Source organism: Bradyrhizobium sp. A11 (assembly GCF_042077125.1).
GTDB classification, from domain to species: Bacteria; Pseudomonadota; Alphaproteobacteria; order Rhizobiales; family Xanthobacteraceae; genus Bradyrhizobium; species Bradyrhizobium japonicum_B.
This window is the reverse complement of record NZ_CP149509.1, coordinates 4,201,295-4,225,533: the sequence shown is the minus strand read 5'-3', so window position 1 is coordinate 4,225,533 and position 24,239 is coordinate 4,201,295. Positions and strand designations below refer to the sequence as shown.

Below are 24,239 nucleotides of genomic sequence, written 5' to 3'. Positions count from 1 at the left end.
ACGGATCGGATTGCCTACCCCGAGGGTCGATCGTCGACAAGCCCATCCGCTGCGACGGTGGCAGATCCCGTCAACTTGACGTCGCCGAACTCGTCTTTGGCCACCAGCTTCAGCCGTATTCCATCCGCATTTGCCTCCTCGACCGACCCTTCGCAGGTGATCGTTGCGTGAATCTGCGTTCTCGCCACGAACCTCACTCCATAGGTTCTCAATGCATTTGGCCGCAGCACGCCGGTGAGTGCTTGCCCAAGATAGGCCATGACGAGCATTCCGTGCACGAACACGTCCTCGTATCCCGACGCTTTCGCGAAATCCGAGTCCACATGGATGGGGTTCTGGTCGCCGGAGCCGCCGCAATAGAGCGCTAAACGATGCCGGTTTATCGGAGAGTAGGTCTTTCGGAACACGCTCGAGCTCGTGCCGGGGAGGAATGTCATGGATGGCACTAGAGGGATCCTGTCCAGTTGCGGAGGGGGCTCCATGCGTTGTTAGAATGCCTTTAACACGCAATCAAGATTTGTACGATCGTGCGATTGTGGCATAAAGGGGCGAGTATCGGCACTCGTTGCTGCAGTGCAGCGGGTTCAGCCACAAGAATTCGTCCTAGGCAGGAAAACGCGATGAAGGCTTCCGCTGAGATACTGAGCCTGGAATTCGCATCCCTCGCGGATGCCATAGGCGCGCATGCCGTCGAGCGCCCGCAGGATATAGCGCTAATCCTTGGCGAAGAGATGATGGACTACGGAACGCTGTATTCATTGATGCAACGCGTTGCCTGCTCGTTGCAGCGGGAGGGCGTCGTTCCTCAATCGACCATCGCGATATGCGCCCAGACATCGCTGAACTATGCGCTCGTGCTGTTAGGTGCGGTGATGATGGGGGCTATCGTAGCGCCGCTAGTCACGACTTCCACTCCGGAAACCCTGGCGACGATGGTTTCCGATGCAGATGCGAAATTGCTCTTCGTCGATGGCGCCTCGCGCAGGGCGCTGTCGAGCTTGGTCAGGTCACCAAAAATGGTGGATCTTGAATCTCTCCGAACGGACGAGCCTTTGTCCTGGCTCGAGCCGGAAGGCTCTTTGCCGCAGCCGGTGGAGATTCAGCCGGAATGGGCTTTCAACATCCTTTATTCGTCTGGAACCACGGGCGATCCCAAGGGAATTATCCAGACGCACGCGCTTCGATGGGGCGTTCTGCGCCAGCAGGCTGGCCGGGGGTTAGGTTCCTCGACGGTAGCTTTGGCAGCCACGCCACTCTACTCGAATATCACTCTGATGTCGGCTCTGCCCACGCTGGCGCGGGGTGGTTCCGTCGTTCTGATGGACAAGTTCGACGCCGGCGCATTCCTTGCGCTCGCTGAACGGAGGCGAGTGACGTACGCGGTTCTCGTCCCCATTCAGTACCGCCGTATTCTGGACCATCCGTTGTTCGATGCCACAGACCTATCTTCGTTTCAATCCAAGTCCTGCGCGGGAGCGCCCTGTTCGCCAGAGCTCAAACGCGAGATCGCGCAACGCTGGCCCGGTCATTTCTTCGACGTCTATGGCATGACGGAGGGTGGAGCGGTGTGCACGCTCTCGGTAACCGAGCGGCCTGACAAGGTTCATACAGTTGGCAGGCCGCTGCCGGGCCACGAGATATTCATCCTGGACGAGCAAGGAGTGCCTTTGCCCAACGGACAGCACGGCGAGATCGTGGGCCATTCCTACAACATGATGTCGGGATATCACCGGCAGCCGGAGAAGACCCTTGCGGCGGAGTGGCGATCGCCGGACGGACGGCGGTTTATCCGAACCGGCGATGTGGGTTATATCGACGCGGATGGCTTTCTGGTGCTGATCGATCGCAAGAAGGACATGATCATATCAGGAGGCTTCAACATCTATTCCAGCGATCTTGAGGCTGCCTTGAGCACTTGTGCAGGGGTAAGGGAAGCCGCGGTGATCGGCGTTCCGAGCGAACAGTGGGGAGAGACGCCTGTCGGCTTCGTCGTGCCCAAGGAAGGCTGCCTGATCTCCGCAGCTGCTATCCGGGAGGAGGCGAATTCCAGGCTTGGAAAGACGCAGCGAATGTCTGAGGTCATCGTGATTCCCGAATTGCCGCGCAATCAAGCGGGCAAGGTGCTGAAGCGGGATCTCCGCGACCTTCATGCGCGGGAGTGTCAGCCTATCGGAGCGGCCCGAGCCGTGTCTTAGGTCGCAATAGCCGCGTGCCCCGCCATTCTGAGAGCGGAATGTAGGCGAGAGCCTGCAGCTCCCCACGTTTCGGCCCAAGCGCTCGTTGAACGGGGAAAGTCTTCGGTGCTGCGCGCCGCGCCAAATATTGCACGGTCGTGCGAATAGGGATAGGCTGGTTTCGTCGTAAACGTCGCTTGGGAGAAGCGGATGGGGGCATTGAGAAGAATAGACGAAACCTTCGTGGGTCGACGCCGATCGCCGACGTCCATAAAGGTCGAAGCCTCCCAACTGAGGATGTTTCTTCGATCGATCGGTGAGGATCAGCCTATTTTCCACGACCTGGAGGTTGCGCGTGCCGCCGGATTGAGAGGAATCCCGATACCGGCCACATATCTGTTTTGCCTGCACATGTTGAGTGCGAAGGAGCCCTATGAACTGTATCGAGACATTGGCATCGAGCTTGGCCGGCTGCTCCACGGAGAACAGAGCTTCACGTATCGTGCGCAGGTCTGCGTGGGGGACGTTTTGACTTTTGAAGCCCAGATATCCGACGTCGTAGACAAGAAGAACGGTGCGATGACGGTGGTGAGTCAAACAATCCGCGTGAAGAATCAGGACGAGCAGCACGTCGCGGACATGGTGTTGAACACCATCGTGCTCAACCCCGGCTGCGAGAACGCTGCATGAAGCCGTTCAGGGGCGCTGAACATCGTCAGATCTCCTTCTCCGAGCTCTCTTCGCTCGTCGGTCAGGAATTAGGCTGCTCGGAGTGGGTCGAGATCACTCAAGCCGACGTCGACAAGTTCGCTGACGCCACGGGCGATCACGAATGGATCCATGTCGACGTGCCGCGTGCGACAAAGGCATTCGGGGCGCCGGTAGCGCACGGTTACCTCACTCTGGCGCTACTTCCCATGCTGTCCCAAAGCATGATCGAGACCATAGGAATGCGCAATGGCCTGAATTACGGGCTGGACCGGTGCCGGTTCACCAACATCGTGCATGTCGGGCAGCGGGTCAGGCTTCGACAAATGATAGTCGACGTCACTCCCAGGGGGGACGGGTTCCTCGTCGTCAAGGACGTCTCTATCGAGATCGAGAACGAGAAGCGCCCGGCTCTCGTGGCAGAGGTCTTATTTCTCCTGTTCCCGGAAAGCGATGGCGATGTGCCGGCCGAGGTAATCAGCAAATAGAGGGCCCCGGTGCAGTGCCAGCCTGTTCGGCGGCCGATCGGGGAGCATGCGACGAAGGGGGCTCGAGGCTGGACCGGACCTTCCCGAGGGCCGAGGGGACGAAGGCTTGCATCAAACAGCACCGCTTGCGAGCGCCGCCGGCGCTTCACCGAAAGTTGGATTTTATGGTCAAGAAATTTACGGGAAAGCCGGCATTTCTGCTCGTTCACGGCGCATGGCATGGCGCCTGGTGCTTTGCCAAGGTGATTCCGTATTTGGAGCGTGCCGGACATGTCGTAACGGCGCGCGACTTACCTGGGCACGGAGGGCGCGCTCGGTACCCGAACGCGTTTCGACGCCTTCCGTTCGACGATGAGGCCTTCGCGACCGAGCCTTCTCCAATCGCGGCGGTGACGCTTGCCGACTACGTCTCGGATGTCATGCAGACGCTGGACGCGCTCGTCGGCCTCGGTGGACCCGTTATTCTCGTGGGGCACAGCATGGGAGGAATTCCCATAACGGCTGTCGGCGAGGCAGCGCCGGAACATGTCCTGAAGCTTGTCTATCTGACAGCCTATATGCCCGCGTGCGGTGTCCCGGCGATCGCCTACAGTCGGGCTCCCGAGGCCCATGGCGGCAAGGTGGGGGCCGCAATGAAGGCGGATCCCGCGCGCGTCGGTGCGCTGCGCATCGATCCGCGCTCGACCGACCCCGCCTACATGGCAAACCTCAAGCGGGCGTTTGCGGACGATGTATGTGATGACGGATGGACGGTGGCGCAAAATCTTCTGAGCCCGGATGCTCCGGCCCTGCCGTTTGCCACCGCCATCGAAACGACGCGCTCCCGATGGGGAAGTATTCCACGAGCGTACATCAAATGTCGCGGCGACCTCGCCATCGTGCCCCGCACGCAGGAAAAGTTCGTCACGCTCGCGGATGAATTTACGCCTCAGAACAAGACCGAGGTCTACGAGCTCGACTCGAGCCATTCGCCCTTCATTTCACAACCCGAGAAGCTGGCAGCCACCCTCCTTGAGATCGCGTCCAAATGAGCGCGTCATTCGCAGCTCCTTCTTCCGAATTCCCCGATCTGACAGGGGCGGTGGGTTACATCGGGCTTGGTAACATCGGCGAACCGATCGCCACCCGCATAACGGAGGCCGGATTCCGGACGATCGTCTGGAATCGGACCGCTTCGAAGTCGCGCGGCCTTTCCGAGAAGGGAGCCGAAGTTGCGACTTCGCCCGCGGAGATTTCCTCCCGCTGCAAGGTCGTCTGCTTGTGTCTGACGAACGTCGAAGCGGTGGAAGCGGTCGTCTTCGGACCGGATGGGCTCGCCACGCGCACAGGATTCATGAAGATCCTGATCGACAACTCCACAATCCACCCGGATGTGACGCGCAAAATGGCCGAGAGGCTGCGTAAGAAGACCGGAGCGAAATGGTTGGATTGCCCCGTATCGGGCGGACCGGTCGGTGCGAAAGCCGGCACGCTTGCGGCCATGGTCGGAGGAGACGCCGAGGATCTCGCATCGGCCAGGAACGTGATCGCGAGCTATGCCGGCAGGATCAGCCATATGGGACCCGTTGGGTGTGGACAGGTCGCTAAGGCCTGCAACCAAGTCATTGGTTTTGGAACGATGGCCGCCATCGCCGAAGCACTCGTTCTGGCTCAACGCTCGGGCATTCCGATGGACGTGCTGCCTCAATCGCTCGCCGGAGGCTTCGCTGACTCGAACGTCCTCAAGGAATATCTGCGCGCGACCGCGGCGCGAGAGGCAGGGGGAATAGCAGTGCTCATTCGGGCATTGGTCGATGCGAGGTCGGGCATGGCGGGAGATCGATATCGCGATCGGTTCTCCCTCCTGCTGAAGGATATCGCCATCGCTGTCGACCTTGGCTTCTCCACGGGCACGGAGACGCCAATGGCGGATCTCGTCGAGCGTCTGTATCGGGACGTCGGCGAAAAAGGCGCTCCGTAGAGCGCCACGGGCATGCCGCCGCCCCTCCGCATCTGCAGTTCTGTCGAGCAAGCCGCTTGCAAATTAGCACGAGTGTGCGAATAATCTCCGGCCCGCCCGGCGATACGAGGCGGCCGGAGGAGATACACGGGATGCGACAAAATCTGCTGTTCGCCGCGGGTGCGGCTCTCATTTGTCACTTTATTGCTACGGCGGCGCTTGCCCAATCGAAATACGATCCGGGTGCGTCCGACAGCGAGATCAAGGTCGGCAACATCATGCCCTACAGCGGCCCAGTGTCGGCGTTGTCCATCGTCGGCAGGGCGGAGGCCGCATATTTCAGAATGATCAACGAGCAGGGCGGCATCAATGGCCGGAAGATAAACTTCATCTCCTATGACGATGCCTATAGTCCGCCAAAGACCGTGGAGCAGGCCCGACGCCTGGTCGAGGACGACGAGGTTCTGTTCATGGCGGGCTCTTTCGGGACGGCCGGCAATAGCGCGATTCAGAAATACATGAATGCAAAGAAGGTCCCCCAAATCTTCATCGCCAGCGCGGCGGACAAATGGGCCGACCCGAAGCACTTCCCATGGTCAATGGGCTGGATGCCGAGCTCCAGGAGCGAAGCTCGCACCTACGCAAGGTACATCCTCAAGAATATCCCCGACGCGAAGGTCGGAATTCTCTATCAGAACGACGATTTCGGGAAGGAATACCTGATTGGATTGAAAGAGGGGCTTGGCGAGAAAGCGTCTTCCATGCTGGTCGCAGAAATTGCCTACGAAGTGACGTCGCCGACCATCGAGTCCCAGGTCGTCCTTATCAAGTCGAAGGAGCCCACGGTTCTCGTGAACGCGGCGACACCGAAGTTCGCAGCTCAGGCGATCAAGAAGGTGGGAGAGCTCGGTTGGAAGCCCGTTCAGTTCTTGACCAACGCATCTTCCCAGTTCGCCAGCGTGTTGAGGCCCGCGGGTCTGGACAACGCGCAGGGAATCCTGAGCGTGCAATACATCAAAGACCCGGCAGATCCAGCATGGGCGGATGACCCCGACGTGCAGGAATGGCGGGCATTCATGCAGCGCTACTATCCGGATGGGAACAAGGACGACAGTCAAAATCTCTGGGGATACGGGGTGGCGAAGGCCATCGCTCAAGTCATCAGGCAATGCGGCAACGACCTGACCCGTGCGAACGTGATGCGACAGGCCGCCAATCTCGATTTTTACAACGGCGTGACGCTGCCGGGTGTCAAGATCAAGACCAGTCCGACGGACTTTCGGCCGCTTGAGCAGTTTCAAATGATGCGCGTCAAGGGCGAGAACTGGGAGCGGTTCGGAGAGGTCTTGGGAGAGGCATCCTCCGAGTAAAAGGCTCCCATGCGTTAAGGCCTTCGCGCGCTATTGACACAGGATCAATCGGCATGCAAACAATTCGCACGAGCGTGCAAATACTGCATTGGGCCGTTCCGCCGGTGATGGGCCTGGCGGGGGAGCGGCCTCATGATGCGCCGAGCGGGGTGTCTGCCTCGGTCGATGAGACCCTCGAAGATGAGGAAAGGGATGGAAATGAGTGAGCTCACCGAAGCCAATACCAGCAAATTCGTCGAACTTGATGGTCTTAAGATCCACTACCACGAAGCAGGCAAGGGCCCCGCTGTCGTTCTGCTGCACGGTGGCGGGCCAGGAGCGTCCTCTTGGAGCAACTTCAAGGGAAATATCGGGGAGCTGTCGAAGAAATACCGGGTGATCATGATGGATCAGCCAGGCTTCGGCAAATCCGGACGACCGATCTACGAAGGCGAGAAGCTCGGCGCATTCGCCGCGCGTGCGCTGCGGAATCTCCTCAAGCACCTGGGTGTCGAGAGGGCCCACTTGATCGGAAATTCGATGGGTGGGCACGTTTCCATGAAGTTTGCGATCGATTATCCGGAGGCCACGGGCAAGCTCGTGCTGATGGCGCCGGCCATCCAGGTGACGTTCCTGACGCCCGCACCCTCGGAAGGCTCGAAGCATCTTTTCGGGTACTATCGCGGTACTGGTCCGAGCCCGGACAAGATGCGCGCCTTCCTGAGTACGCTGGTTTACAACCAGGCGATGGTAACCGACGAACTGGTGAAGCAGCGGTACGAAATCTCCGCCGAGCCGTCCACGGTCGAATGGACCCAGAAGATGTTCTCCAACCCCGGCCGGTTCGAAGAGCTGTGGCGCGAACTGGACAAGGTGCCGCAGAAGACGCTTCTGCTTTGGGGGCGCGACGACCGTGTCACTCCGCTGGAGCGGGCGCTGTTCATGGTCCAGCAGATGCCGAATGCGGAGCTGCACGTGGTCAGCAAGTGCGGCCATTGGGTCATGATCGAACATCCGGAACTCTTCAACCGTCTCTGCCTGGAGTTCCTCGACAGGGAGTGAGGCGTTTCTGGGCGGGCCTTCGGCCCGCCTTTCATTTTGAGGAGCCGAGATGGATACAACTCTCCAGGAGTCGGAAACCGTCGTCTTGGCGATAACGGAGGTCAAGCCGCGAACGATCGATCGCGCCTTGGCGCTACTGGAAAGAGCCGTTGCGGACCATCCCGCACAATCCGGGTGTGCCGGAGTCTGGCGTACCGACGCCGGCGCGCTCAATCAGATCATCTCGCTGTGGACGGGTTCGGATCAGGCGGAGGCGGTGCGACAGAGCGCGGACGTTCTTTCCTCATTGAACGATATTCGCGTGGGCGGACGGCTCCTGAAGCTGACGGCCGCGCCGTTTTCGCCACCGCTTCTGCCGCGGCGATTGGGCGGCATCTACGAATTTCGCTTCTACACGTTCAGGCCAAAATCGTTCGCAGGGATCGTTGACCGATGGCGTGGCGCGATCGGCCGGCGTCTCGAATTCTCGCCGCTGCTGGGCGTGTGGTGCGAGGAAGGCGCCTCGGTCGACGAACTGGTTCATGCATGGGCATACGAGGACGCTAATGCGTGGCAGAGCGTTCGTCGTGAGGTCATGGCAAAGGGCGTCTGGCCACCGCCGGCCACAGCGGAATCGAGTGAGGCGCTTCTGCGCCAGACCAGTGTGATGGCGCTCCCCGCGTCGTTCTCGCCAATCCGCTAGAGAAATTGTGTTCGCGGCGTGAAGGTGCGTCAGAATTGTCACTTGCACGATCGTGCGAATAATCTACATTGCCGCCCATCGCACGCCGATAGAGCGTCCTCGGTAGGGAGGTTTTGGAATGAGACTGACCGTTCGAACGATGCGCCGAATCGCCTTTGCGATGGCGACCACGATAGGAGTTCTCCCTTCGGTTGGCAGCGCCGGACCAGATGTCCTCCGTATCGCATATATCGACGATCTTTCGGGGCCGCTTGCGGTCATAGGGGAGCGGGGCCTGAAGCACATCGAGTTCATGGCCGAGCGTATAAACCGCAGTGGAGGGGTGGCCGGACATCCCGTGGAGATCGTGCCATTCGACAACGAGAACAATGCCGAAAAGACGCTGATACTGCTCAAACGTGCGATCGATAGCGGGATTGGCGTTGTTTCACAGGGGGCTAGTTCGTCGATCGGATATGCCGTATCCGACATGGTGACGAAGCAGTATCGAAGGCAGCCGGACCGTCCGGTCGTGTATTTGGACTGGTCGAATGCAGATCCGGGCCTGACAAACGACAAGTGCAGTTTCTGGCACTTCAGGTTCACGCTCAATAGCGATCAGCAGACCAAAGCCATGATCTCCTATTTGGCTTTGAAGAGCGAGGTCAGGAAGGTCTACCTGCTCAATCAGGATTATTCGATGGGGCAGTCCGTCGAGGCCAATCTCAGCGATGGGCTGCCGAAGGTGCGGCCGGATATCCAGATCGTCGGCACGGAACGCGTTCCATTGGGGAAGGTCAAGGATTTCGCTCCCTACGTGGCGAAGATTCACGCGTCGGGCGCGGACACGGTCATTACCGCGAATTTCGGGCCAGATCTGTCCTTGTTCGCCAAGGCTGCCTCGGCAGGAGGACTCAAGGCGACGCTCTACACCTTTTATGGCAACACGCCGGGAATGGCGTCGGCCTTACGCGCCGAGGGCAAAGGCATGGTGAACGTGGCTGAGTGGAATAGTCACGTAAAGGCTCCCGAGTTAGAAGCGCTTGCTGCCGACTACAAGGCCAAGAACAAGGCGGATTTCGCCTACTGGCGCATGGCGCTCCAGATGATCATGCTGCAGAAGGCCGTCGAGAAGGCCAATTCTATCCAACCGCTTGCGATCGCCACCGCCCTCGACGGGCTCGTGTATCAATCGCCAATCGGCCCGATCATCATGCGCAAGTCTGATCACCAGGTGGTGGAGCCTGTTTACGTCTCGGTGTTCACCGACGATGCGAGAGTTGATCTCGAGGGAACAGGCTTTGGCTTCAAGATGATCGGCGCGATCGACGCATCTGAGGTGGATGTGCCTACGAGCTGTCGGATGAACGGACCCAAGTCATGACCGCTCCAGGGGCCCCCTCGCAGGAGCGCATATGCAGCTCATAACGGTATCCCTCTTGAACGGAGTTTTCTACGGCCTGCTGCTCTTCATGCTCGCAAGCGGTCTCACGCTGATCTTCAGCATGATGGGAGTGCTCAACTTCGCTCATGGCGCGTTTTACATGCTTGGCGCCTATTTTGCGTTTCAGGCCGGCAGGTGGATAGGCTTTTGGCCGGCATTGCTGATCGTGCCGTTGGTCGTCGGCACCTTGGGAGCGGCTGTCGAGCATTGGGGTCTCCGCAGGATCCATCGGTACGGTCATGTGCCCGAATTGCTGTTCACATTCGGCCTTGCTTTCGTCGTGCACGAAGTCGTGCAGGCGGTCTGGGGACGTTTGCCGGTGAACTACCCGGTCCCGCCGAGCCTTTCGTTTCCGGCTTTCAGCGTCTTTTCGGCCGAGTTCCCCGCCTACCGCTTGTTCATGATGGCCGTGTCGCTTGCGCTGTTCGGAGCTCTGAGGCTGGTCCTGACCCGCACACGGATCGGTCTTCTCGTGCAGGCCGCCTTGGTGCAGCCGGATATGCTTTCGGCTCTCGGACATAATGTACCCCGCATTTTCGCGCTCGTGTTCGGGCTTGGCTGCGGGATGGCCGGTTTGGCTGGCGTCATCGGCGGCAACGCCTTCGTAACCGAGCCGGCAATGGCGGAATCGATCGGTACGATTGCGTTCGTGATCGTGGTCATCGGCGGATTGGGATCTCTGACCGGCGCCTTCATTGCTTCACTGCTGGTCGGCATTGTTCAAACGTTCTGCGTTGCGAGCAGTCTGACGATCGGTGGGCTGTTGGGGTATGTCGGCGTAATTCCTCGAACCGTCTATGGGGATCTGTTGCGGATCAGCTTGCCGAACTTGGCTCCGCTGTTGCCTTACGCGCTGCTCGTCTTGACGCTGGCGATCAGGCCGCGAGGTTTGATGGGACGGCGCGAATGAGCATGGCCATATCGACCGGGAGAGCGGGGATATTTCCTTCGGTCCGCGGCCCCCGGGTCGCCCGAACATTGGTGATCTGGTTCTTATCGGCACTTGCGTTTCTTTGCGTGCCGGCTTTCGTCCACAGCGATTTTCTTCCGGCGCTCCTGGCCCAGGCGGCGATCGCGGCCGTGTTCGCACTGTCCTACAATATGTTGTTCGGGCAGACGGGGCTTTTGTCCTTCGGCCATGCTGTTTTCATGGGGCTCGGCGGCTTCGCGACGGTGCACGGCATGCGTGCCATTGGCGCACACGATCTGTTCGTGCCGCTGCCCGCGGTGCCCATCGCCGGCGCCTTTGGCGGCCTCCTGGCCGGTGTACTCTTCGGTTGGCTTGCCACCCGTCGAGCAGGTACGGCGTTTGCCATGATTACCTTGGGCTTCGCCGAACTCGTGGCTGCGACCGCCTCCGTATTCCCCAGCATCTTCGGCGGAGAGCAGGGCGTCAGTGTGGACCGAACGACTCTGCCGCCGTTCATCGGACTGGATTTCGGGCCTCCGGTCCAAGTCTATTATCTCACCATTGCGTGGTCATTCGCCTGTATCCTTGGCATCTATGGGCTGACCCGAACCCCGCTTGGCCGGCTCGCCAATGCGACACGCGACAACGCCGAGCGGGTGGCGTTCAACGGCTTTGATCCGACGCGAATTCGCTTCCTGATGTACGCATTGTCGAGCCTTTTCGCCGGCGTCGCGGGAGCGCTTTATGCGATCAACTACGAGATCGTGACGTCGCAGAGCCTCGGAGTTCACGCTTCCGGGATGGTCCTGGTCATGACGGTCGTCGGCGGAGCAGGCCAATTCGTCGGCCCGGCCATAGGGGCCGTGTTGATCACAGTGCTGCAGGTCGTCGTCGGTTTCTATACCGACGCGTGGCTGCTCTATCTTGGTTTGATCTTCATGATGACCGTATTGTCTGCGCCGGAAGGGATCTGCGGCCTGATTGCAAAGCACCGACGCGCATTTGCGCCGAGAGTGCTGGCTAGAACATTCCCTGCGGCCGCAATTCTCGCGATCGGCGCGCTTTTGATCGGCACTGGATCTATCGTGCTGGTCGAATTGAGTTGGCGCATTGCCGGCCTTACCGATGACAAGACGCTTCACATGGCCAGTCTCGTGCTTCATCCATCCCAGCTTCGCAGCTGGGCGTTCGGGACCGTGCTGACGTTGTGCGGCCTGCTGCTCATCCGTCATTTTCGATCGGTCATAGCAAGCCGTTTCGCCGCGCCAGCCATGGGCGAGAAAGGTGCCGCGAGATGACGCCGGTGCTACGTCTGGACAACGTCCGAAAAAGCTTCGGGCCCGTAGAGATCATGCGGGGAGCGACACTTGAGGTCGAGCCGGGCGAAATACATGCGATCATCGGACCGAATGGCGCGGGAAAGTCGACCCTGTTCAATCTCATCAGCGGACGTCTGTCCGTCTCGTCGGGAACGATCGAGTTCAAGGGGGAGAATCTCGAAGGACTGAAGCCATTCGAGATCTTCCGACGGGGATTGAGCAGAAGCTTCCAGGTCTCGAATATTTGTCCGCGGTTGTCGGTATTCGAGAACGTGCGATGCGCGCTGCTTTGGCGCTACGGTTGGCGCTATACGTTCTGGAGGAGCATTGACGGGCTTCCTGACGTCAATCAACGGGCGGAGGATGTCATAGCGGAGATCGGCCTGTGCATGCGGGCAGCCGAGCCGGCGGCCGTCCTCACCTACGCCGAGCAGCGTGCTCTCGAGATTGGCGTTACGATCGCTTCGGGTGCGGATCTCATCCTTCTCGACGAGCCGACGGCGGGAATGAGCGCACAGGAAGCCGAGCAAGCGGTGGCGCTGATCCGGCGCGTCAGCGAGAGACGCTCGCTGGTGCTGATCGAGCACGACATGAATGTGGTGTTCGACCTGGCGGATCGCATTTCCGTGCTCGTATACGGTCGCATCATCGCGACGGGGCGGCCAGAGGAGATCAGGAACGATCCCGCGGTAAAGGAAGCCTACCTTGGGACGACCCATTGATGCTTACGGTCAGGCAACTTAACGCCTTCTACGGCAAGAGTCACATCCTGCGGGGCGTGGATCTCGACCTCGAGAAAGGCGAGATCGTTGCGATGTTGGGGCGGAATGGCGTAGGCCGTTCGACCACACTGAAGGCGATCATGGGGTTGGTTCACAGAACCGGCTCAGTCAGGTTCGACGGCAAAGAGACGATCGGCTACCAGCCGTTTTCGATCGCTCGGTTGGGCCTGGGGTTTGTACCGGAAGATCGGGCGATCTTTTCGAACCTGACTGTCGCACAAAATCTCTTGCTTGGCCTGAAGTCGGGAAGGCCCTCAGAGCGCTGGACACTCGATGATACTTGGCAGGTCTTCCCTCGTCTGAAGGAGCGTGAAGATACGCCGGCCGGAGTCCTCTCTGGCGGTGAGCAGCAGATGCTTGCGATCTGTCGTACTCTCATGGGAGGACCGCAGGCGATCATGATCGATGAGCCGACGGAAGGACTTTCTCCTCAGATGGTGGAGCGGGTCGGCGACATTCTTCTGCGGATCGCGCAACGTGGGATTTCGATATTGCTCGTCGAGCAAAAGCTTGCCATCGCGCTTCGCATTTCACAAAGAGTCTACGTCATGGGGCAGGGGCGGATCGTTTTCAGCGGCTCAGTTGGTGAGTTCGCAAGAGACGGTAACGTTGCCAAGCAGTGGCTCGAGGTATGACATCGGCCGCATTGGGTCAGCGAGACATTCGTGTCTGCGACCTTCCCGTTCGGTTCACGAGCATCAAGGAAGCAGATGAATCAAGCCTCGGAAGAGGGGAGCGTAAAGATCGAAGCTCGCGGGCATATTCTGCTCATCGTTATCGATCGACCCGGGAAGCTCAACGGCTTCTCCGCGAAAATGTTGACCGAATTGGCACAGGCTTACGAGCGTCTGGAGAAGGATCCATCGATCTTCTGTGGCCTGCTCTACGCCGAGGGAGCAAACTTCACCTCAGGCATCGATCTGGCGAAGTTCGTGGACAGGATGGCGCGCGGACAACGCGCGTTGCCGTTTCCCGAGGGAAAAATCGATCCATGCGGCCTCAGGCGTCCGTTCCGGACCACCCCGTTGGTCGTGGCCGTGCAGGGGATCTGCTTCACGATCGGCATCGAATTGATGTTGGCCGCCGATGTCGTCGTCGCGGCTGACGACTGCCGCTTCGCCCAGTTGGAGGTGAAGCGGGGGATCATGACGGCTGGCGGCCCGACGATTCGGATGGTCGAGCGCGCCGGCTGGGGCAATGCCATGCGATACCTGTTGACCGGCGACGAGTTCGATGCCGCGACCGCGTTCAGGCTTGGTCTGGTTCAAGAGGTGGTACCAGCCGGGACCCAGTTCGATCGCGCCTTGAACATAGCCGAAAGGATCGCCGCCCAGGCTCCCTTGGCCGTATCCGCCACCATTGAAAACGCCCGCACGGCCGTCGAGCTCGGACCGGAGGCAGCGGTCGCGCAGATCATCCCCACCCAGCAGAGGCTGCTCGCTTCAGAGGATGCGAAAGAGGGGGTGAGAAGCTTCGTTGAACGTAGGGTGGCAAAGTTCGTCGGCAAATAGTCGAGCAGTTTGGTTGTCTCAGGAGGGCATATGGGCGAGTTCATAAAGACCGAAACGGCGGGGCGGACCCTGACCGTTACCATGCAGCGTCCCGACGTCATGAACGCATTGCATGCGCCCGCATGCCGCGAGCTTTCGGCGGTCTTGGACGCTTTTCAGGCCGACCCGGATCTTTGGATCGGCATAATCACAGGTGCCGGAGACCGCGCGTTCTGCGCCGGTCATGACCTGGCGGAAGGCTTCGATGACCCGATGCCACCTACCGGCTGGGCCGGCATGGCCGAACGGAACGATATCACAAAACCGCTCATCGCGGCCGTGAACGGCCTCGCCTTCGGCGGCGGCTTCGAGGTCGCGCTGTGCTGCGACGTCGTGGTGGCAGATGAGCGCGCGATCTTCAGCATGAGCGAGCCGCGTGTCGGCTTTGTTGCGCTCGGCGGAGGCGTTCAGCGGCTCGCAACCCGGCTTCCGAAGTCGATCGCCATGGAACTGCTTCTTACCGGTCGTCGCATGACCGCAGAGGAAGCCCTGGGCTGGGGTATCGTTTCACGTGTCACGGCGGCCGGCGAGGTCATGGCTACAGCGAACCGTCTCGCCGAAGAGATGCTCAAGTGCTCCCCCTTGGCCTTGCGCTACACCAAGGAGCTCGCATACGAGCCGATGGATGGAAGCGAAGCTACCGCTCGGATCGCAGCCGGCCGAAAGCGGGTAGGACCCGCATTGCGGGGCCTGGAGGATACCAAGGAGGGAATCGGGGCTTTCCTTGAAAAGCGCTCGCCGATCTGGCGCGGTCGTTGAACGGATCGCCCATCGCAACCTTCAGTTATCCTTTGAGGTGCAAAGAGTTTGAGGTGCAGAGAGAGCCGGAGCCTGCAATGGCACCGGCACGCAGTGGGGACGATGTCCAGGGTCCGGCGATCAAGCCAGGTCGCCCCTATTGATGGGCTCGGCCAGGCTCTTACTGAGACCAACTTGTCCGCAATTGCGGGAGTTCCGGAGCCCGGAAATCGGCAGCTCGACTAGGCGGCCGCCTTACCTCGACGGGACAGCACGGTGAGTTCTCGCGAACCGTCGACCTCGGCTTTACGCTCGCCGGTTTCCGTTTCAAGGCGTTCGAAGTATTGCTCGAGTAGCTTGCGGCAGTGGGCTTGGCTCCTTTTGTCGGGCTGAAGTATCTGCCGCACCATGAGGCCATGTGCAAAGATAAGGAGCTGCTCGGCCGTATCTGCCGGGTCGAGCTGCTCCGGCAGTTCATTGCCCTTGACGGCCTCTTTTACCAGCTTTGTCCAGAACGCCTGCTGCTTCTTGAACCAATGGACCTGATGGTTGCGGAGCTCCTCGTTCCTCGAACCGTAAACCGTGTAGTTCATCCAGAACCGCCAGAAACGGTCGTTCGGCTCGTGCAGAATATATCCGAAGGCAAATCCCTTCAGCCGTTCAAGCGGCGTGTGCGAAGAGTCCGCATCCGGGAGTGTCTTCTGATAGGCCGCCTGGAGCGCTTCCATGACCAGCCTTTCCTTATTGCGGAAATGATAGTTGATCGTCCCGGTGCTGACTTTCGCCCTCGTCGCGATCTGCCGCATGCTGGCTGCATCGATGCCGAATTCGGAAACGACCTTGTAGACGGTTGTCAGCAGATCGGCTTGCCGGGCGATTCTGCCTGGACGCTTCTGCGGTTTTTTTGCCGTTTTGGCCATGATGTTCCTTCCGCCCGGGAATCCGGCGATTCAAGACCTTTTCACTAGAAAACAGCCGGGACGCAATTGCAAGCCGATGCCTCCGGCAATTGGCGCCTTATCCAGCTCCGGCGCCTTGCCGAGGAGGACGCGGGGGCGACGGATATGCGTGCGGGGGGCGATCCGAGGGCCTCGCTGCATGAACGCGAATGGCTCCGTTGCATTTCGCACAGTCGTGCAAATTGTGCTTGCCCCGAGGTGCGTCCTTGGCCTATGGAGGATTAAGCCCACGAGGGTAGGACCGGAGGATGAAGGTGCGTCACATTTCGCGCCGGCACATGTTGAGAGGGGCTTGTTCGCTTGCGGCGACGGCGTCTTGGGGCATCACCCAGGTTCAGGCTGGGCGTCAAGAAGTGGGCGTTACCGCCACCGAGATCAAGCTCGGTACGACCGGCGCTTATAGCGGTCCGGTCTCGAGCGCGGCGGTCTACAGCGAGGCACAAACGGCATACTTCCGCATGGTCAACGAGCGCGGAGGAATCAACGGGCGAATGATCAACCTGATCTCGCTCGACAATGCATTCAGTCCGGCTAAAGCGCTCGAGCAGACGAGGCGGCTTGTCGAATCCGACGAGGTGTTTGCGATCGCCGGATCGTTCGGATCAGCTCCCGGTTTGGCAGTCCAGAAGTATCTCAATTCGAAGCGCGTTCCGAATCTGTTTCTCACCTCCGGCATCGAGAAATTCAACGATCCGAAGAACTATCCGTGGATCGTACCATTCTATCCGCTGTACGTGGCCCAGGGAAAAGTTTTCGGCAGGTACGTGCTCGAACAAAAGCCGTCGGCGAAGATAGCTCTTCATTACTCCAACGACGATCTGGGCCGGGACTTCGTCAAGGGCATCAGGGCCAGTCTTGGCGATCGGGCTCAGGCGATGATCGTCAGGGAGTTGTCCCACGAGCTCAGCGAGCCCACGATCGAAAGTCAGATGGTCGAGCTGAAAGCGTCCGGAGCCGACGTCCTCGTGCAGATCACCCAATCGAAATTTGCGGCGCAGGGGATCCGAAAGGCGGCTGCGCTGGATTGGCGGCCACTTTACGTCATAGCGGGGAACGCGAGCTCGATTGGTACAACGCTTGTTCCGGCTGGATTAGACAACTCCATCGGCCTCATCACTGCGCGCTGGGAGCGCAATGTCACGGATCCCGCCGAAGCCGACACGCCCGCGGTGAAGGATTACATCGAGTTTGCCAGGAAGTATCTTCCGAACGTCGCTCTCGAGAATACCACCACGGTTCCTGGCTACAACAATGCCTACATGATCGAGCAGGTACTCAAGCGATGCGGCGACGAACTCACGCGGGAAAACCTGCTGAAGCAGGCGACGACCATTCGCGGCATCGTGCCTCCGCTCTTCGTCGACGGGATCGAAGTATCCATTAGCCCGACCGACTACCGTGCGATTCACAATCTTCAGCTTGCCAGATTCGATGGACGAACATGGGTTCCGATCTCGAAGCCCGTCGCGCTCGACGATCTCTAAGAATGTCCTGAACCTTCGATCAAGAATACCTCAAGGAGCGCACAGCGTGATCACGTTTGAATTGTCAGAAGAGCAGCAGATCGCGCAATCGACGCTTCGCGAGTTCGGGCAGAATGTCCTGCGTCCGATGGCGCGAAAGGCGGATGACGACGCAAAGATCGGACGAGACGTGCTCGATACACTTTGGTCGACCGAAATCGTGCAGGCGCAGGCCGCGGAAGAGGGGCGCTCGCCTGTCCTGAATGCCATCTTGCTCGAGGAGCTTGCCGCGGGGGACGCGACTTTGGCGCTGGCGCTCGCGGCGCCGATGGGATTCGTCCAAGCGATTGTGGACCAGGGCTCCTCGAAGCAGCGCGAGGCGATCGTCAAGGAATTCGCAGGTCCGGCGTACAAGGCGGCGGCCGTGCTGGTAATGGAGCCTTCGTTCGACGCCGACGTCTCTCGTCTGCGGACCCGGGCCTCCAAGGCCGGTGACGACTACGTGCTCGAGGGGACGAAGGCGTTTGTGCCGCTTGCGGCCGAATGTTCACATTTTCTCGTCGTCGCAGAAAGCGGAGAAAGCCTCGACGCGTTCATCGTGCCGCGCGGCTCGAAGGGAGTGCGGGTGCAGGACCCGAAGGGAACGCTCGGCCTCGTCGGCCTGGGACTCGCAGAGGTCCATTTTGAGGGCGTCAGGGTGCCTGCTTCCATGCGACTGGGTGAACATAACGGCTGTGACGTTCAGAAGATCATCGATGCCGGAAGAGTGGGGCTGTCTGCCATCGCCACGGGCCTTGGCCGCAGCGTCCTTGAATATGTCATTCCCTATACCAAGGATCGCGTCGTCCACGGCACGGCGCTGGCGCGTAAGCAGGCCATCGCCTTTCGAATCGCCGACATGCACATCGAGGTCGAGGCCATGCGCTGGATGAGCTGGTACGCCGCATGGCAGTTGGAGACGTCGCAAAATGCAACGCGATCGGCTCAACTTGCCTACACCTATGCGGCGGAGCAGGTGCTCGGCATCGCGGACGAGGGGGTGCAAGCGTTCGGCGGCCACGGCTTCGTTAGGGCTCATCCGATCGAGATGTGGTATCGCAACGCGCGCTCACTTTCCGTTCTTGAAGGTATTGCCGGCGTTTGAGAGGAGACGGGACATGGTGGATTTCAGCCTTACTGACGCCGACAAGAAGATTGCCGCTCTCGCCAGAGACGAGGCCGAGATCGGTCGTACGTATTCGCGGTACTACGACAAGCACGAGGACGAAATCGAACCCAAGGTTTTCGCCGAGGTGAAGGATCGTCCCGATCCACTCGAGATGCTCGACGCTATCGAGGCCGAGACGAGCGGCAGGGTGATCGTCGAGCACCTCGTCACGATGGAGACCGCTCGGGGCGACGTCAGGATGCGCAGGATCAAGAAGCATCTTGGCGACAAGATCGTTCGGTACGCGGGCAACGACGAGCAACGCAAGCTGTTCGGCAACAAGCTGTTGTCAATTGCTCTGACGGAGCCGGGGGCCGGATCGGATCCGTCGATGATCCGCGGCAGTGCCCGCTACGACGAGGCGACGGATGAGTGGATCCTCAACGCGGAGAAGATCTACTGTTCGGCCTTCGGAGCGTCCGATGGTGCCTTGGTTCTCGTGCGGGGACAAGAGAAGAACGGCGCGCGACCGTTCATGGGCTTCGTCATCGAGAAAGGCATGAAGGGTCTCACCGAGCTCGGCCAGGTCAAGAAGATGGGTATCCGCAGCTGGGATACGGCCGATTTCGTTCTGCAGGACTGCCGGGTGCCGTCAATCAACAAGATCGACGTCGACTTCAAGAAGACGATGATCGTATTCAACGGAACGCGTCCGGGCGTTGCTGCGATGGGCCTCGCCGTCGCGGGATCTCTGCTGGAATTTACGCGGGAAAAGCTCCTCGGCAAGGAGCAGGTGCTGGATTATGCAAAAGGTATCAGGGCGCGCTCGGCGATCGAGGATCGACTGATCCGAATGGAAGCGCTCTATGAAGCGACTTCGCTGACAATCCTTCGATGCAAATGGCTGGAGCACGTCGGAGGGACCAACAACGGCGCCACGAAGGTCGAGGCGGCGATGTCGAAGGCGCTCGGGGGCAAGGCGGCCCGCAAGATAACGCAAGGATGCATGGAGCTGCTGGGGCCGGAAGGCCTGTCGGAAGAATACCTTGCCGAGAAATGGTTCCGAGACGCGCGCATTTTCGACATCTTCGAAGGCGCCGGCGACGTCAACCGGCTCATCGTTGCGCGGTCTCTTCTGGACTATTCCCAGAAGGAATTGAACTAGCAGGCAGACAGTTTCGTCTCGAAAGGACATCGCATGACGGACGTCGAAAGAAGGCGGGGCGGTCCTTGCGAAGGGCTGACCGTGCTGGATCTTTCCACGATGGTCTCTGGACCCATGGCAAGCCAGATATTCGCAGATCTGGGAGCAGATGTCGTCAAGGTCGAAGCGATCGGCGGCGACGTGATGCGGGCAGTCTTCCCGCACCACAGGGGTTTGGGCGCTTATTTCTCCCAGTATAACCGAAACAAACGCAGCATCGTGATCGATCTCAAGTCGGAGGAAGGCCGCCGGCTGGCAAAGCAGCTGGCGCTGCGCGCCGATCTCCTGATCGAGAACTTCCGCCCGGGCGTGACGGATCGTCTTGGCCTGAGCCACAACCAGCTCAAGGCGGAGAATCCCGGTCTTGTTTATCTGTCGATCAAGGGCTTCGGGGAGGACGGTCCCTATCGCGACCAACCGGCGTACGATCAGGTCATTCAAGGTCTTGTCGGCTTCATGGGCATCCAGGGCGCCGGAGGAAGTCCTGAGCCGATACGCAACGCGGTCGCCGACAAGGTCTCGGCCATGTCGGCAGCGATGTCGGCCTTGGCGGCGCTCTGGGAACGCGAGAGGAACGGGGGCAAAGGCCAGAAGGTCGTCGTCAAGATGCTTGATGCCTGGGCCTCTTTCATCGCGCAAGAGCAGATGAAGAACCACACTTTCCTGGACTCCCGAGAAGCGCCGCCGCCACTGCGCCAGATCTACAGGGTCTTCGATACGCTGGACGGCAAGGTGATCGGATTGATCATCCAGGACGATCAGTTTCGCGGGATCTGCAGGGCCGTGAATCGGGTCGATCTGCTGAACGACCCTCGTTTCGCGAAGCCGGGAGATCGACTGAAGAACGTGGGTGAGCTCAATGACGAGCTGGCGCCGAGCATTGCTCGGATGACGTCTGCAGAGTTCCTGCAGGCGGCCCGCAAGAACGAGGTGCCCATGGCACCGGTGAACAGCCTGGAGCAGTTCTTCGAGGATCCGCAAGCAAAGCACAACGGAACGTTTCCGGTGTTCCAAGACGCCGAATTCGGCAGGATTCGAACGCTCGGCTTTTGTGCCGAGTTTGGTGAGACGCCGGTGACACTGGACGCGCGCGCGCCAAAAATCGGCGAGCACACCGACGAAATACTTCGAGGCATCGGCATCGCAGGCGAGGAAATACAGCGCCTGCGCGGAGCAGGCGTCGTGAGCTGAACCGAGGTCAGGCGTGCCGAACAGCGGAGCCAATCCGCCCGGCCGGGGGAGGTGCCATGGAAACGTTCGACGTCGTCGTGGTGGGGGCGGGACCGGTCGGGCTCACATTGGCCATCGATCTCAGCCGGCGAGGAGTGCGAACGCTCCTGGTCGAGCGGGATCCCGTGACCAAGCCATGGCCGAAAATGGACCGATCCAACGCCCGGACCATGGAATTCTATCGCCGCATGGGCATTGCGGATGAGGTCCGGAAGCTGGGATACCCGCCCGATGCGTCCATGGACGTGTTCATCGTTACGAGGTTGAGCGACACTCCTCTCGCACACCTTCGCTATCCCAGTGTCGCGGAATGCAGAGCGAAGATCGCAAGCTGCGTGGATGGTTCTGAGCCGCTGGAGCCTTATCAACTCGTTTCTCAGAACAAGCTCGAGCCGCTGCTGAAGGAGGTCGCGGAGGCAACCCCAAACCTGACCGTTCGGTACGCGTGCGAACTGACGGATTTCGAACAGGATGAACGAGGTGTTTCGGCCCTGATGTCCCAGGACGGACTCAAACGGTCGGTGCGATGCTCGTACCTGGTCGGCTGCGACGGCGGCACGAGCACGGTGCGGAAGCGCCTGGGCATCAAGTTGGAGGGGCAGGGCGGCATCCGCGCCACTCGGCAGATCTTTTTCCGGTCGGAGCAGCTCTACGAGCTTATCCCGATAGGGAAGGGACGGCACTACTATGTCGCCGATCAGCAAGCGAGCGCATTCGTGGTTCAAGGCGATCGCAAGGAGTTCACTCTGAATTCCGCCCTACCCGAAGGAGCTGACATCGAGCAGGAGGTACGTAAGCGAGTCGGCTTCGAATTTGATTTCCACCTTATCAACGTCTCAGATTGGAAGCTGCATCTGCTGCTAGCCGAGCGCTATCGCGAGCGCCGGGTTCTTCTGGCCGGCGACGCCGTTCATTTGGTGATTCCGACGGGCGGACTCGGAATGAACACCGGAGTAGGAGATGCGCTCGATCTCTCATGGAAGCTGGCAGGCACGATTGCGGGCTGGGCCGGTCCTGCACTTTTGGACAGCTACGAGTGGGAGCGCCGAAAGGTCGGAGCACGCAACGTCAAGGCTTCAGGTTGGGCTGCAGCCGGAATGGGCATGTGGCGCGCGCTTTGGCGCCCGGAGGTGAATCAGGATTCGCCGGCCGGTTCGCAATTGCGGGCTGAAATCGGACGGACGGCTGACCTGCACCATCGCCGTGTTCACGAAATGGTTGGTGTCGAACTGGGGTATAGCTATCACGGCTCCAAGATCATCGTGTCGGAAGCGCACGACGATTCCGATTGGGATACGACCAGATATACACCCCATGCAAGACCCGGGGTGCGGCTGCCGCACATGTGGTTGAAGGACGGGCGCGCGGTACAGGACGTGATCGGAAGTGGCTACACGCTCCTAGACCTTTCGGGAGGTGCCGACGTTCGCGTCATAGAGCAATCCTTCTGCGAGCTCGGCGCCCCGCTCCAGATCCTCAGACTCGACGAGCCACGTCTTCGAGACGTCTACGAGCAACCACTCCTTCTTCTTCGCCCCGACATGCACGTGGCCTGGCGCGGCTCCTCATGTGATCAGGGGGCGGCCGGATTGGTGAGACTTGTGACCGGTCACGGGGATGCCGCATACGGCGCGACAAAGCCTGGCACGCGGGAGATCGCAGAATGACGTGGTCGACCGACGTATTGGTCTGCGGAAGCGGCCTTGCCGGCCATTGTGCGGCATTGGCGGCCGCGGAATGCGGTGCCGAAGTGGTTCTGATCGAAAAGACGGCGTCTGCCGGCGGAAGCTCGGCACTGGCCGGGGGCGGGTTTGCCTTTGCCGGCACCGATCTGCAAGCCGCCCGCGGAATCGTGGACGGACCGGAAGCACTCAGGCGCGACATGAGCGAGGTCGGCGGCGGAAAGGCGGACCCCGCACTCATCGAGACCTACGTCGCCCGGCAACTCGAGACTTACGAATGGCTGCGCAGCAACGGCGTGGTGTTCTCGCTCGGGATCTCGTCGACCCCAGGAGCGGTCCCTCGCGTCCATAGTACGGCTCAGGGCGCAGCCATCAAGGCGCTTCACATGCGAGTGGAGGCCGAGAATCGCATCCAATATGTCGATCGAACCGCCGCGGGGCGGCTGATTACAGTAGATGGAGCTGTCGTCGGCGCGCTTGTGAACGTCGACGGTGCCCCAAAAGAGATCCACGCGCGCAAGGGTGTCATCCTGGCGACGGGCGGCTTTTCTCGCAGTGCCAGACTGATCGAAACCTATGCGCCGGGCCTTTCGGCTGCGTTCAAACTGGGGGGCACCGGAAACACGGGCGATGGCCTCCTGATGGCCGGTCGCGTCGGTGCCGGCCAAGCCGACATGGGCTATATCACCGCCACCTTCGGCGTTGCGGCAAGCCGTTTTCCGGACACCGAGCAGGGACCGGACGAGGACTCAGTTTTGCTGTTCCCGATCTACCGAGGCGCCATCATGGTGAACCGCGATGGCGTACGGTTCGCCGACGAATCGGCAAATTACAAGTCGCTAAGCGCGTCATGTGCTCGCCAACCCAACGGCATCGCATTTCAGTTGTTCGATTCGAACGTCATGGCGCAGTCTGTCTCGACGTCGTCCATCAACAATTATGAGGGAGCGCTAAAAAGAGGATTGATACTGACTGCACTCGATCTCGACCAGCTCGGCAAAATGATCGGCGTGCCGGAGGGAGCGCTGCAGCAGACCGTTCTCAGATACAATCGCGACCTGCTCGATGGCGGAGTGGATCGCGATTTCGGCAGGCGCGCGCCGGCCTATGGCAGCGCGTCGCCGCTGTCCGGCATAGACTCGGCGCCGTTCTACGCGTTTCCTTGCGCGAATGCGATCACCGCCACCTATTGCGGTCTTACAGTCAATTCCCGGATGCAGGTTCTCGATGTATTCGGCGAGATCATTCCAGGTCTGTTTGCGGCCGGCGAAATCCTGGGAGGTTTTCACGGCAGGTCGTATCTCAGTGGATCGGCCCTCGGAAAGGCGGCGATCTCGGGCAGGGTCGCAGGCGCGGCGGCCGGCGATCGGCCGAGGCCAGGCATGCCATCGAGACCCGATCCCGATCGCCATCTTCGTTCCGCTCGATGA

23 protein-coding genes are annotated in these 24,239 nt (G+C 60.2%); 21 read left to right on the top strand and 2 right to left on the bottom strand.

Features of this window, described 5'->3' with window-relative positions; all coding sequences use genetic code 11:
• Nucleotides 1-14: 14 nt before the first annotated feature.
• On the bottom strand, nt 15-407 hold the full coding sequence (locus tag WI560_RS19770) for a MaoC/PaaZ C-terminal domain-containing protein (RefSeq protein WP_375304510.1): 393 nt from the start codon (nt 405-407) through the stop codon (nt 15-17).
• A 213-nt stretch (nt 408-620) separates the two neighbouring features.
• On the opposite strand from WI560_RS19770, the gene WI560_RS19765 reads away from it, so the two are divergent.
• From WI560_RS19765 to WI560_RS19695, 15 genes are all read left to right on the top strand, one after another.
• On the top strand, nt 621-2,195 hold the full coding sequence (locus WI560_RS19765; RefSeq protein WP_375304509.1) for a class I adenylate-forming enzyme family protein: 1,575 nt from the start codon (nt 621-623) through the stop codon (nt 2,193-2,195).
• A gap of 189 nt (nt 2,196-2,384) precedes the next feature.
• On the top strand, nt 2,385-2,864 hold the full coding sequence (locus tag WI560_RS19760) for a MaoC family dehydratase N-terminal domain-containing protein (RefSeq protein ID WP_375304508.1): 480 nt from the start codon (nt 2,385-2,387) through the stop codon (nt 2,862-2,864).
• Nucleotides 2,861-3,370, top strand: a complete 510-nt coding sequence (locus WI560_RS19755; RefSeq protein ID WP_375304507.1) for a MaoC family dehydratase — start codon at nt 2,861-2,863, stop codon at nt 3,368-3,370. The genes WI560_RS19760 and WI560_RS19755 overlap by 4 nt, the downstream gene beginning before the upstream one ends.
• Before the next feature lie 164 nt (nt 3,371-3,534).
• A complete protein-coding gene (locus WI560_RS19750) occupies nt 3,535-4,401 on the top strand; it encodes an alpha/beta fold hydrolase (RefSeq protein ID WP_375304506.1) in 867 nt (288 codons plus the stop codon).
• Nucleotides 4,398-5,330: an NAD(P)-dependent oxidoreductase gene (locus WI560_RS19745; protein ID WP_375304505.1), complete on the top strand. Its 933-nt coding sequence runs from the start codon at nt 4,398-4,400 to the stop codon at nt 5,328-5,330. The genes WI560_RS19750 and WI560_RS19745 overlap by 4 nt, the downstream gene beginning before the upstream one ends.
• A 131-nt stretch (nt 5,331-5,461) precedes the next feature.
• Entirely contained in the window at nt 5,462-6,679 is a 1,218-nt protein-coding gene (locus WI560_RS19740; protein ID WP_375304504.1) for an ABC transporter substrate-binding protein, read from the top strand.
• A 198-nt stretch (nt 6,680-6,877) separates the two neighbouring features.
• A complete protein-coding gene (locus WI560_RS19735; protein WP_375304503.1) occupies nt 6,878-7,720 on the top strand; it encodes an alpha/beta fold hydrolase in 843 nt (280 codons plus the stop codon).
• A 49-nt stretch (nt 7,721-7,769) separates the two neighbouring features.
• Complete coding sequence (locus tag WI560_RS19730) at nt 7,770-8,402, top strand: NIPSNAP family protein (protein ID WP_375304502.1); 633 nt, start codon at nt 7,770-7,772, stop codon at nt 8,400-8,402.
• A 118-nt stretch (nt 8,403-8,520) separates the two neighbouring features.
• A complete protein-coding gene (locus tag WI560_RS19725; RefSeq protein ID WP_375304501.1) occupies nt 8,521-9,765 on the top strand; it encodes a branched-chain amino acid ABC transporter substrate-binding protein in 1,245 nt (414 codons plus the stop codon).
• A gap of 31 nt (nt 9,766-9,796) precedes the next feature.
• Entirely contained in the window at nt 9,797-10,735 is a 939-nt protein-coding gene (locus WI560_RS19720; RefSeq protein ID WP_375304500.1) for a branched-chain amino acid ABC transporter permease, read from the top strand.
• On the top strand, nt 10,732-12,033 hold the full coding sequence (locus tag WI560_RS19715) for a branched-chain amino acid ABC transporter permease (protein WP_375304499.1): 1,302 nt from the start codon (nt 10,732-10,734) through the stop codon (nt 12,031-12,033). Before WI560_RS19720 ends, WI560_RS19715 begins: the two co-directional genes overlap by 4 nt.
• A complete protein-coding gene (locus WI560_RS19710) occupies nt 12,030-12,776 on the top strand; it encodes an ABC transporter ATP-binding protein (RefSeq protein ID WP_375304498.1) in 747 nt (248 codons plus the stop codon). Before WI560_RS19715 ends, WI560_RS19710 begins: the two co-directional genes overlap by 4 nt.
• On the top strand, nt 12,776-13,471 hold the full coding sequence (locus WI560_RS19705) for an ABC transporter ATP-binding protein (RefSeq protein ID WP_375308872.1): 696 nt from the start codon (nt 12,776-12,778) through the stop codon (nt 13,469-13,471). The genes WI560_RS19710 and WI560_RS19705 overlap by 1 nt, the downstream gene beginning before the upstream one ends.
• A gap of 30 nt (nt 13,472-13,501) precedes the next feature.
• Entirely contained in the window at nt 13,502-14,347 is an 846-nt protein-coding gene (locus WI560_RS19700) for a crotonase/enoyl-CoA hydratase family protein (protein ID WP_375304497.1), read from the top strand.
• Between the two features lie 30 nt (nt 14,348-14,377).
• Nucleotides 14,378-15,145, top strand: coding sequence for an enoyl-CoA hydratase-related protein (locus tag WI560_RS19695; RefSeq protein WP_246916610.1), 768 nt, complete (start codon nt 14,378-14,380; stop codon nt 15,143-15,145).
• 221 nt (nt 15,146-15,366) lie between these two features.
• Here WI560_RS19695 and WI560_RS19690 read toward each other — a convergent pair whose 3' ends face one another.
• Nucleotides 15,367-16,044: a TetR/AcrR family transcriptional regulator gene (locus WI560_RS19690; RefSeq protein WP_375304496.1), complete on the bottom strand. Its 678-nt coding sequence runs from the start codon at nt 16,042-16,044 to the stop codon at nt 15,367-15,369.
• A 287-nt stretch (nt 16,045-16,331) separates the two neighbouring features.
• On the opposite strand from WI560_RS19690, the gene WI560_RS19685 reads away from it, so the two are divergent.
• Genes WI560_RS19685 through WI560_RS19660 form a run of 6 tightly spaced genes read left to right on the top strand, consistent with a single transcriptional unit; the run spans nt 16,332 to nt 24,239 of the window.
• The gene (locus tag WI560_RS19685) at nt 16,332-17,567 is read left to right on the top strand and encodes an ABC transporter substrate-binding protein (RefSeq protein ID WP_375304495.1); all 1,236 of its coding nucleotides are present in this window, start codon (nt 16,332-16,334) and stop codon (nt 17,565-17,567) included.
• 46 nt (nt 17,568-17,613) lie between these two features.
• Entirely contained in the window at nt 17,614-18,690 is a 1,077-nt protein-coding gene (locus tag WI560_RS19680) for an acyl-CoA dehydrogenase family protein (RefSeq protein ID WP_375304494.1), read from the top strand.
• 13 nt (nt 18,691-18,703) lie between these two features.
• Complete coding sequence (locus tag WI560_RS19675) at nt 18,704-19,858, top strand: acyl-CoA dehydrogenase family protein (RefSeq protein ID WP_375304493.1); 1,155 nt, start codon at nt 18,704-18,706, stop codon at nt 19,856-19,858.
• A 33-nt stretch (nt 19,859-19,891) separates the two neighbouring features.
• Entirely contained in the window at nt 19,892-21,088 is a 1,197-nt protein-coding gene (locus WI560_RS19670; protein ID WP_375304492.1) for a CaiB/BaiF CoA transferase family protein, read from the top strand.
• Between the two features lie 56 nt (nt 21,089-21,144).
• On the top strand, nt 21,145-22,794 hold the full coding sequence (locus WI560_RS19665) for an FAD-dependent oxidoreductase (protein ID WP_375304491.1): 1,650 nt from the start codon (nt 21,145-21,147) through the stop codon (nt 22,792-22,794).
• Entirely contained in the window at nt 22,791-24,239 is a 1,449-nt protein-coding gene (locus WI560_RS19660) for an FAD-binding protein (RefSeq protein ID WP_375304490.1), read from the top strand. The genes WI560_RS19665 and WI560_RS19660 overlap by 4 nt, the downstream gene beginning before the upstream one ends.

What these genes read in the sequence shown, in the direction of transcription:
- WI560_RS19665 (WP_375304491.1), top strand. Translation starts at nt 21,145, where the DNA reads ATGGAAACGTTCGACGTCGTCGTGGTGGGGGCGGGACCGGTCGGGCTC.
- WI560_RS19685 (WP_375304495.1), top strand. Translation starts at nt 16,332, where the DNA reads ATGAAGGTGCGTCACATTTCGCGCCGGCACATGTTGAGAGGGGCTTGT.
- WI560_RS19670 (WP_375304492.1), top strand. Translation starts at nt 19,892, where the DNA reads ATGACGGACGTCGAAAGAAGGCGGGGCGGTCCTTGCGAAGGGCTGACC.
- WI560_RS19725 (WP_375304501.1), top strand. Translation starts at nt 8,521, where the DNA reads ATGAGACTGACCGTTCGAACGATGCGCCGAATCGCCTTTGCGATGGCG.
- WI560_RS19720 (WP_375304500.1), top strand. Translation starts at nt 9,797, where the DNA reads ATGCAGCTCATAACGGTATCCCTCTTGAACGGAGTTTTCTACGGCCTG.
- WI560_RS19715 (WP_375304499.1), top strand. Translation starts at nt 10,732, where the DNA reads ATGAGCATGGCCATATCGACCGGGAGAGCGGGGATATTTCCTTCGGTC.
- WI560_RS19735 (WP_375304503.1), top strand. Translation starts at nt 6,878, where the DNA reads ATGAGTGAGCTCACCGAAGCCAATACCAGCAAATTCGTCGAACTTGAT.
- WI560_RS19740 (WP_375304504.1), top strand. Translation starts at nt 5,462, where the DNA reads ATGCGACAAAATCTGCTGTTCGCCGCGGGTGCGGCTCTCATTTGTCAC.
- WI560_RS19710 (WP_375304498.1), top strand. Translation starts at nt 12,030, where the DNA reads ATGACGCCGGTGCTACGTCTGGACAACGTCCGAAAAAGCTTCGGGCCC.
- WI560_RS19660 (WP_375304490.1), top strand. Translation starts at nt 22,791, where the DNA reads ATGACGTGGTCGACCGACGTATTGGTCTGCGGAAGCGGCCTTGCCGGC.
- WI560_RS19695 (WP_246916610.1), top strand. Translation starts at nt 14,378, where the DNA reads ATGGGCGAGTTCATAAAGACCGAAACGGCGGGGCGGACCCTGACCGTT.
- WI560_RS19690 (WP_375304496.1), bottom strand. Translation starts at nt 16,044, where the DNA reads ATGGCCAAAACGGCAAAAAAACCGCAGAAGCGTCCAGGCAGAATCGCC.
- WI560_RS19750 (WP_375304506.1), top strand. Translation starts at nt 3,535, where the DNA reads ATGGTCAAGAAATTTACGGGAAAGCCGGCATTTCTGCTCGTTCACGGC.
- WI560_RS19730 (WP_375304502.1), top strand. Translation starts at nt 7,770, where the DNA reads ATGGATACAACTCTCCAGGAGTCGGAAACCGTCGTCTTGGCGATAACG.
- WI560_RS19705 (WP_375308872.1), top strand. Translation starts at nt 12,776, where the DNA reads ATGCTTACGGTCAGGCAACTTAACGCCTTCTACGGCAAGAGTCACATC.
- WI560_RS19745 (WP_375304505.1), top strand. Translation starts at nt 4,398, where the DNA reads ATGAGCGCGTCATTCGCAGCTCCTTCTTCCGAATTCCCCGATCTGACA.
- WI560_RS19765 (WP_375304509.1), top strand. Translation starts at nt 621, where the DNA reads ATGAAGGCTTCCGCTGAGATACTGAGCCTGGAATTCGCATCCCTCGCG.
- WI560_RS19675 (WP_375304493.1), top strand. Translation starts at nt 18,704, where the DNA reads ATGGTGGATTTCAGCCTTACTGACGCCGACAAGAAGATTGCCGCTCTC.
- WI560_RS19755 (WP_375304507.1), top strand. Translation starts at nt 2,861, where the DNA reads ATGAAGCCGTTCAGGGGCGCTGAACATCGTCAGATCTCCTTCTCCGAG.
- WI560_RS19760 (WP_375304508.1), top strand. Translation starts at nt 2,385, where the DNA reads ATGGGGGCATTGAGAAGAATAGACGAAACCTTCGTGGGTCGACGCCGA.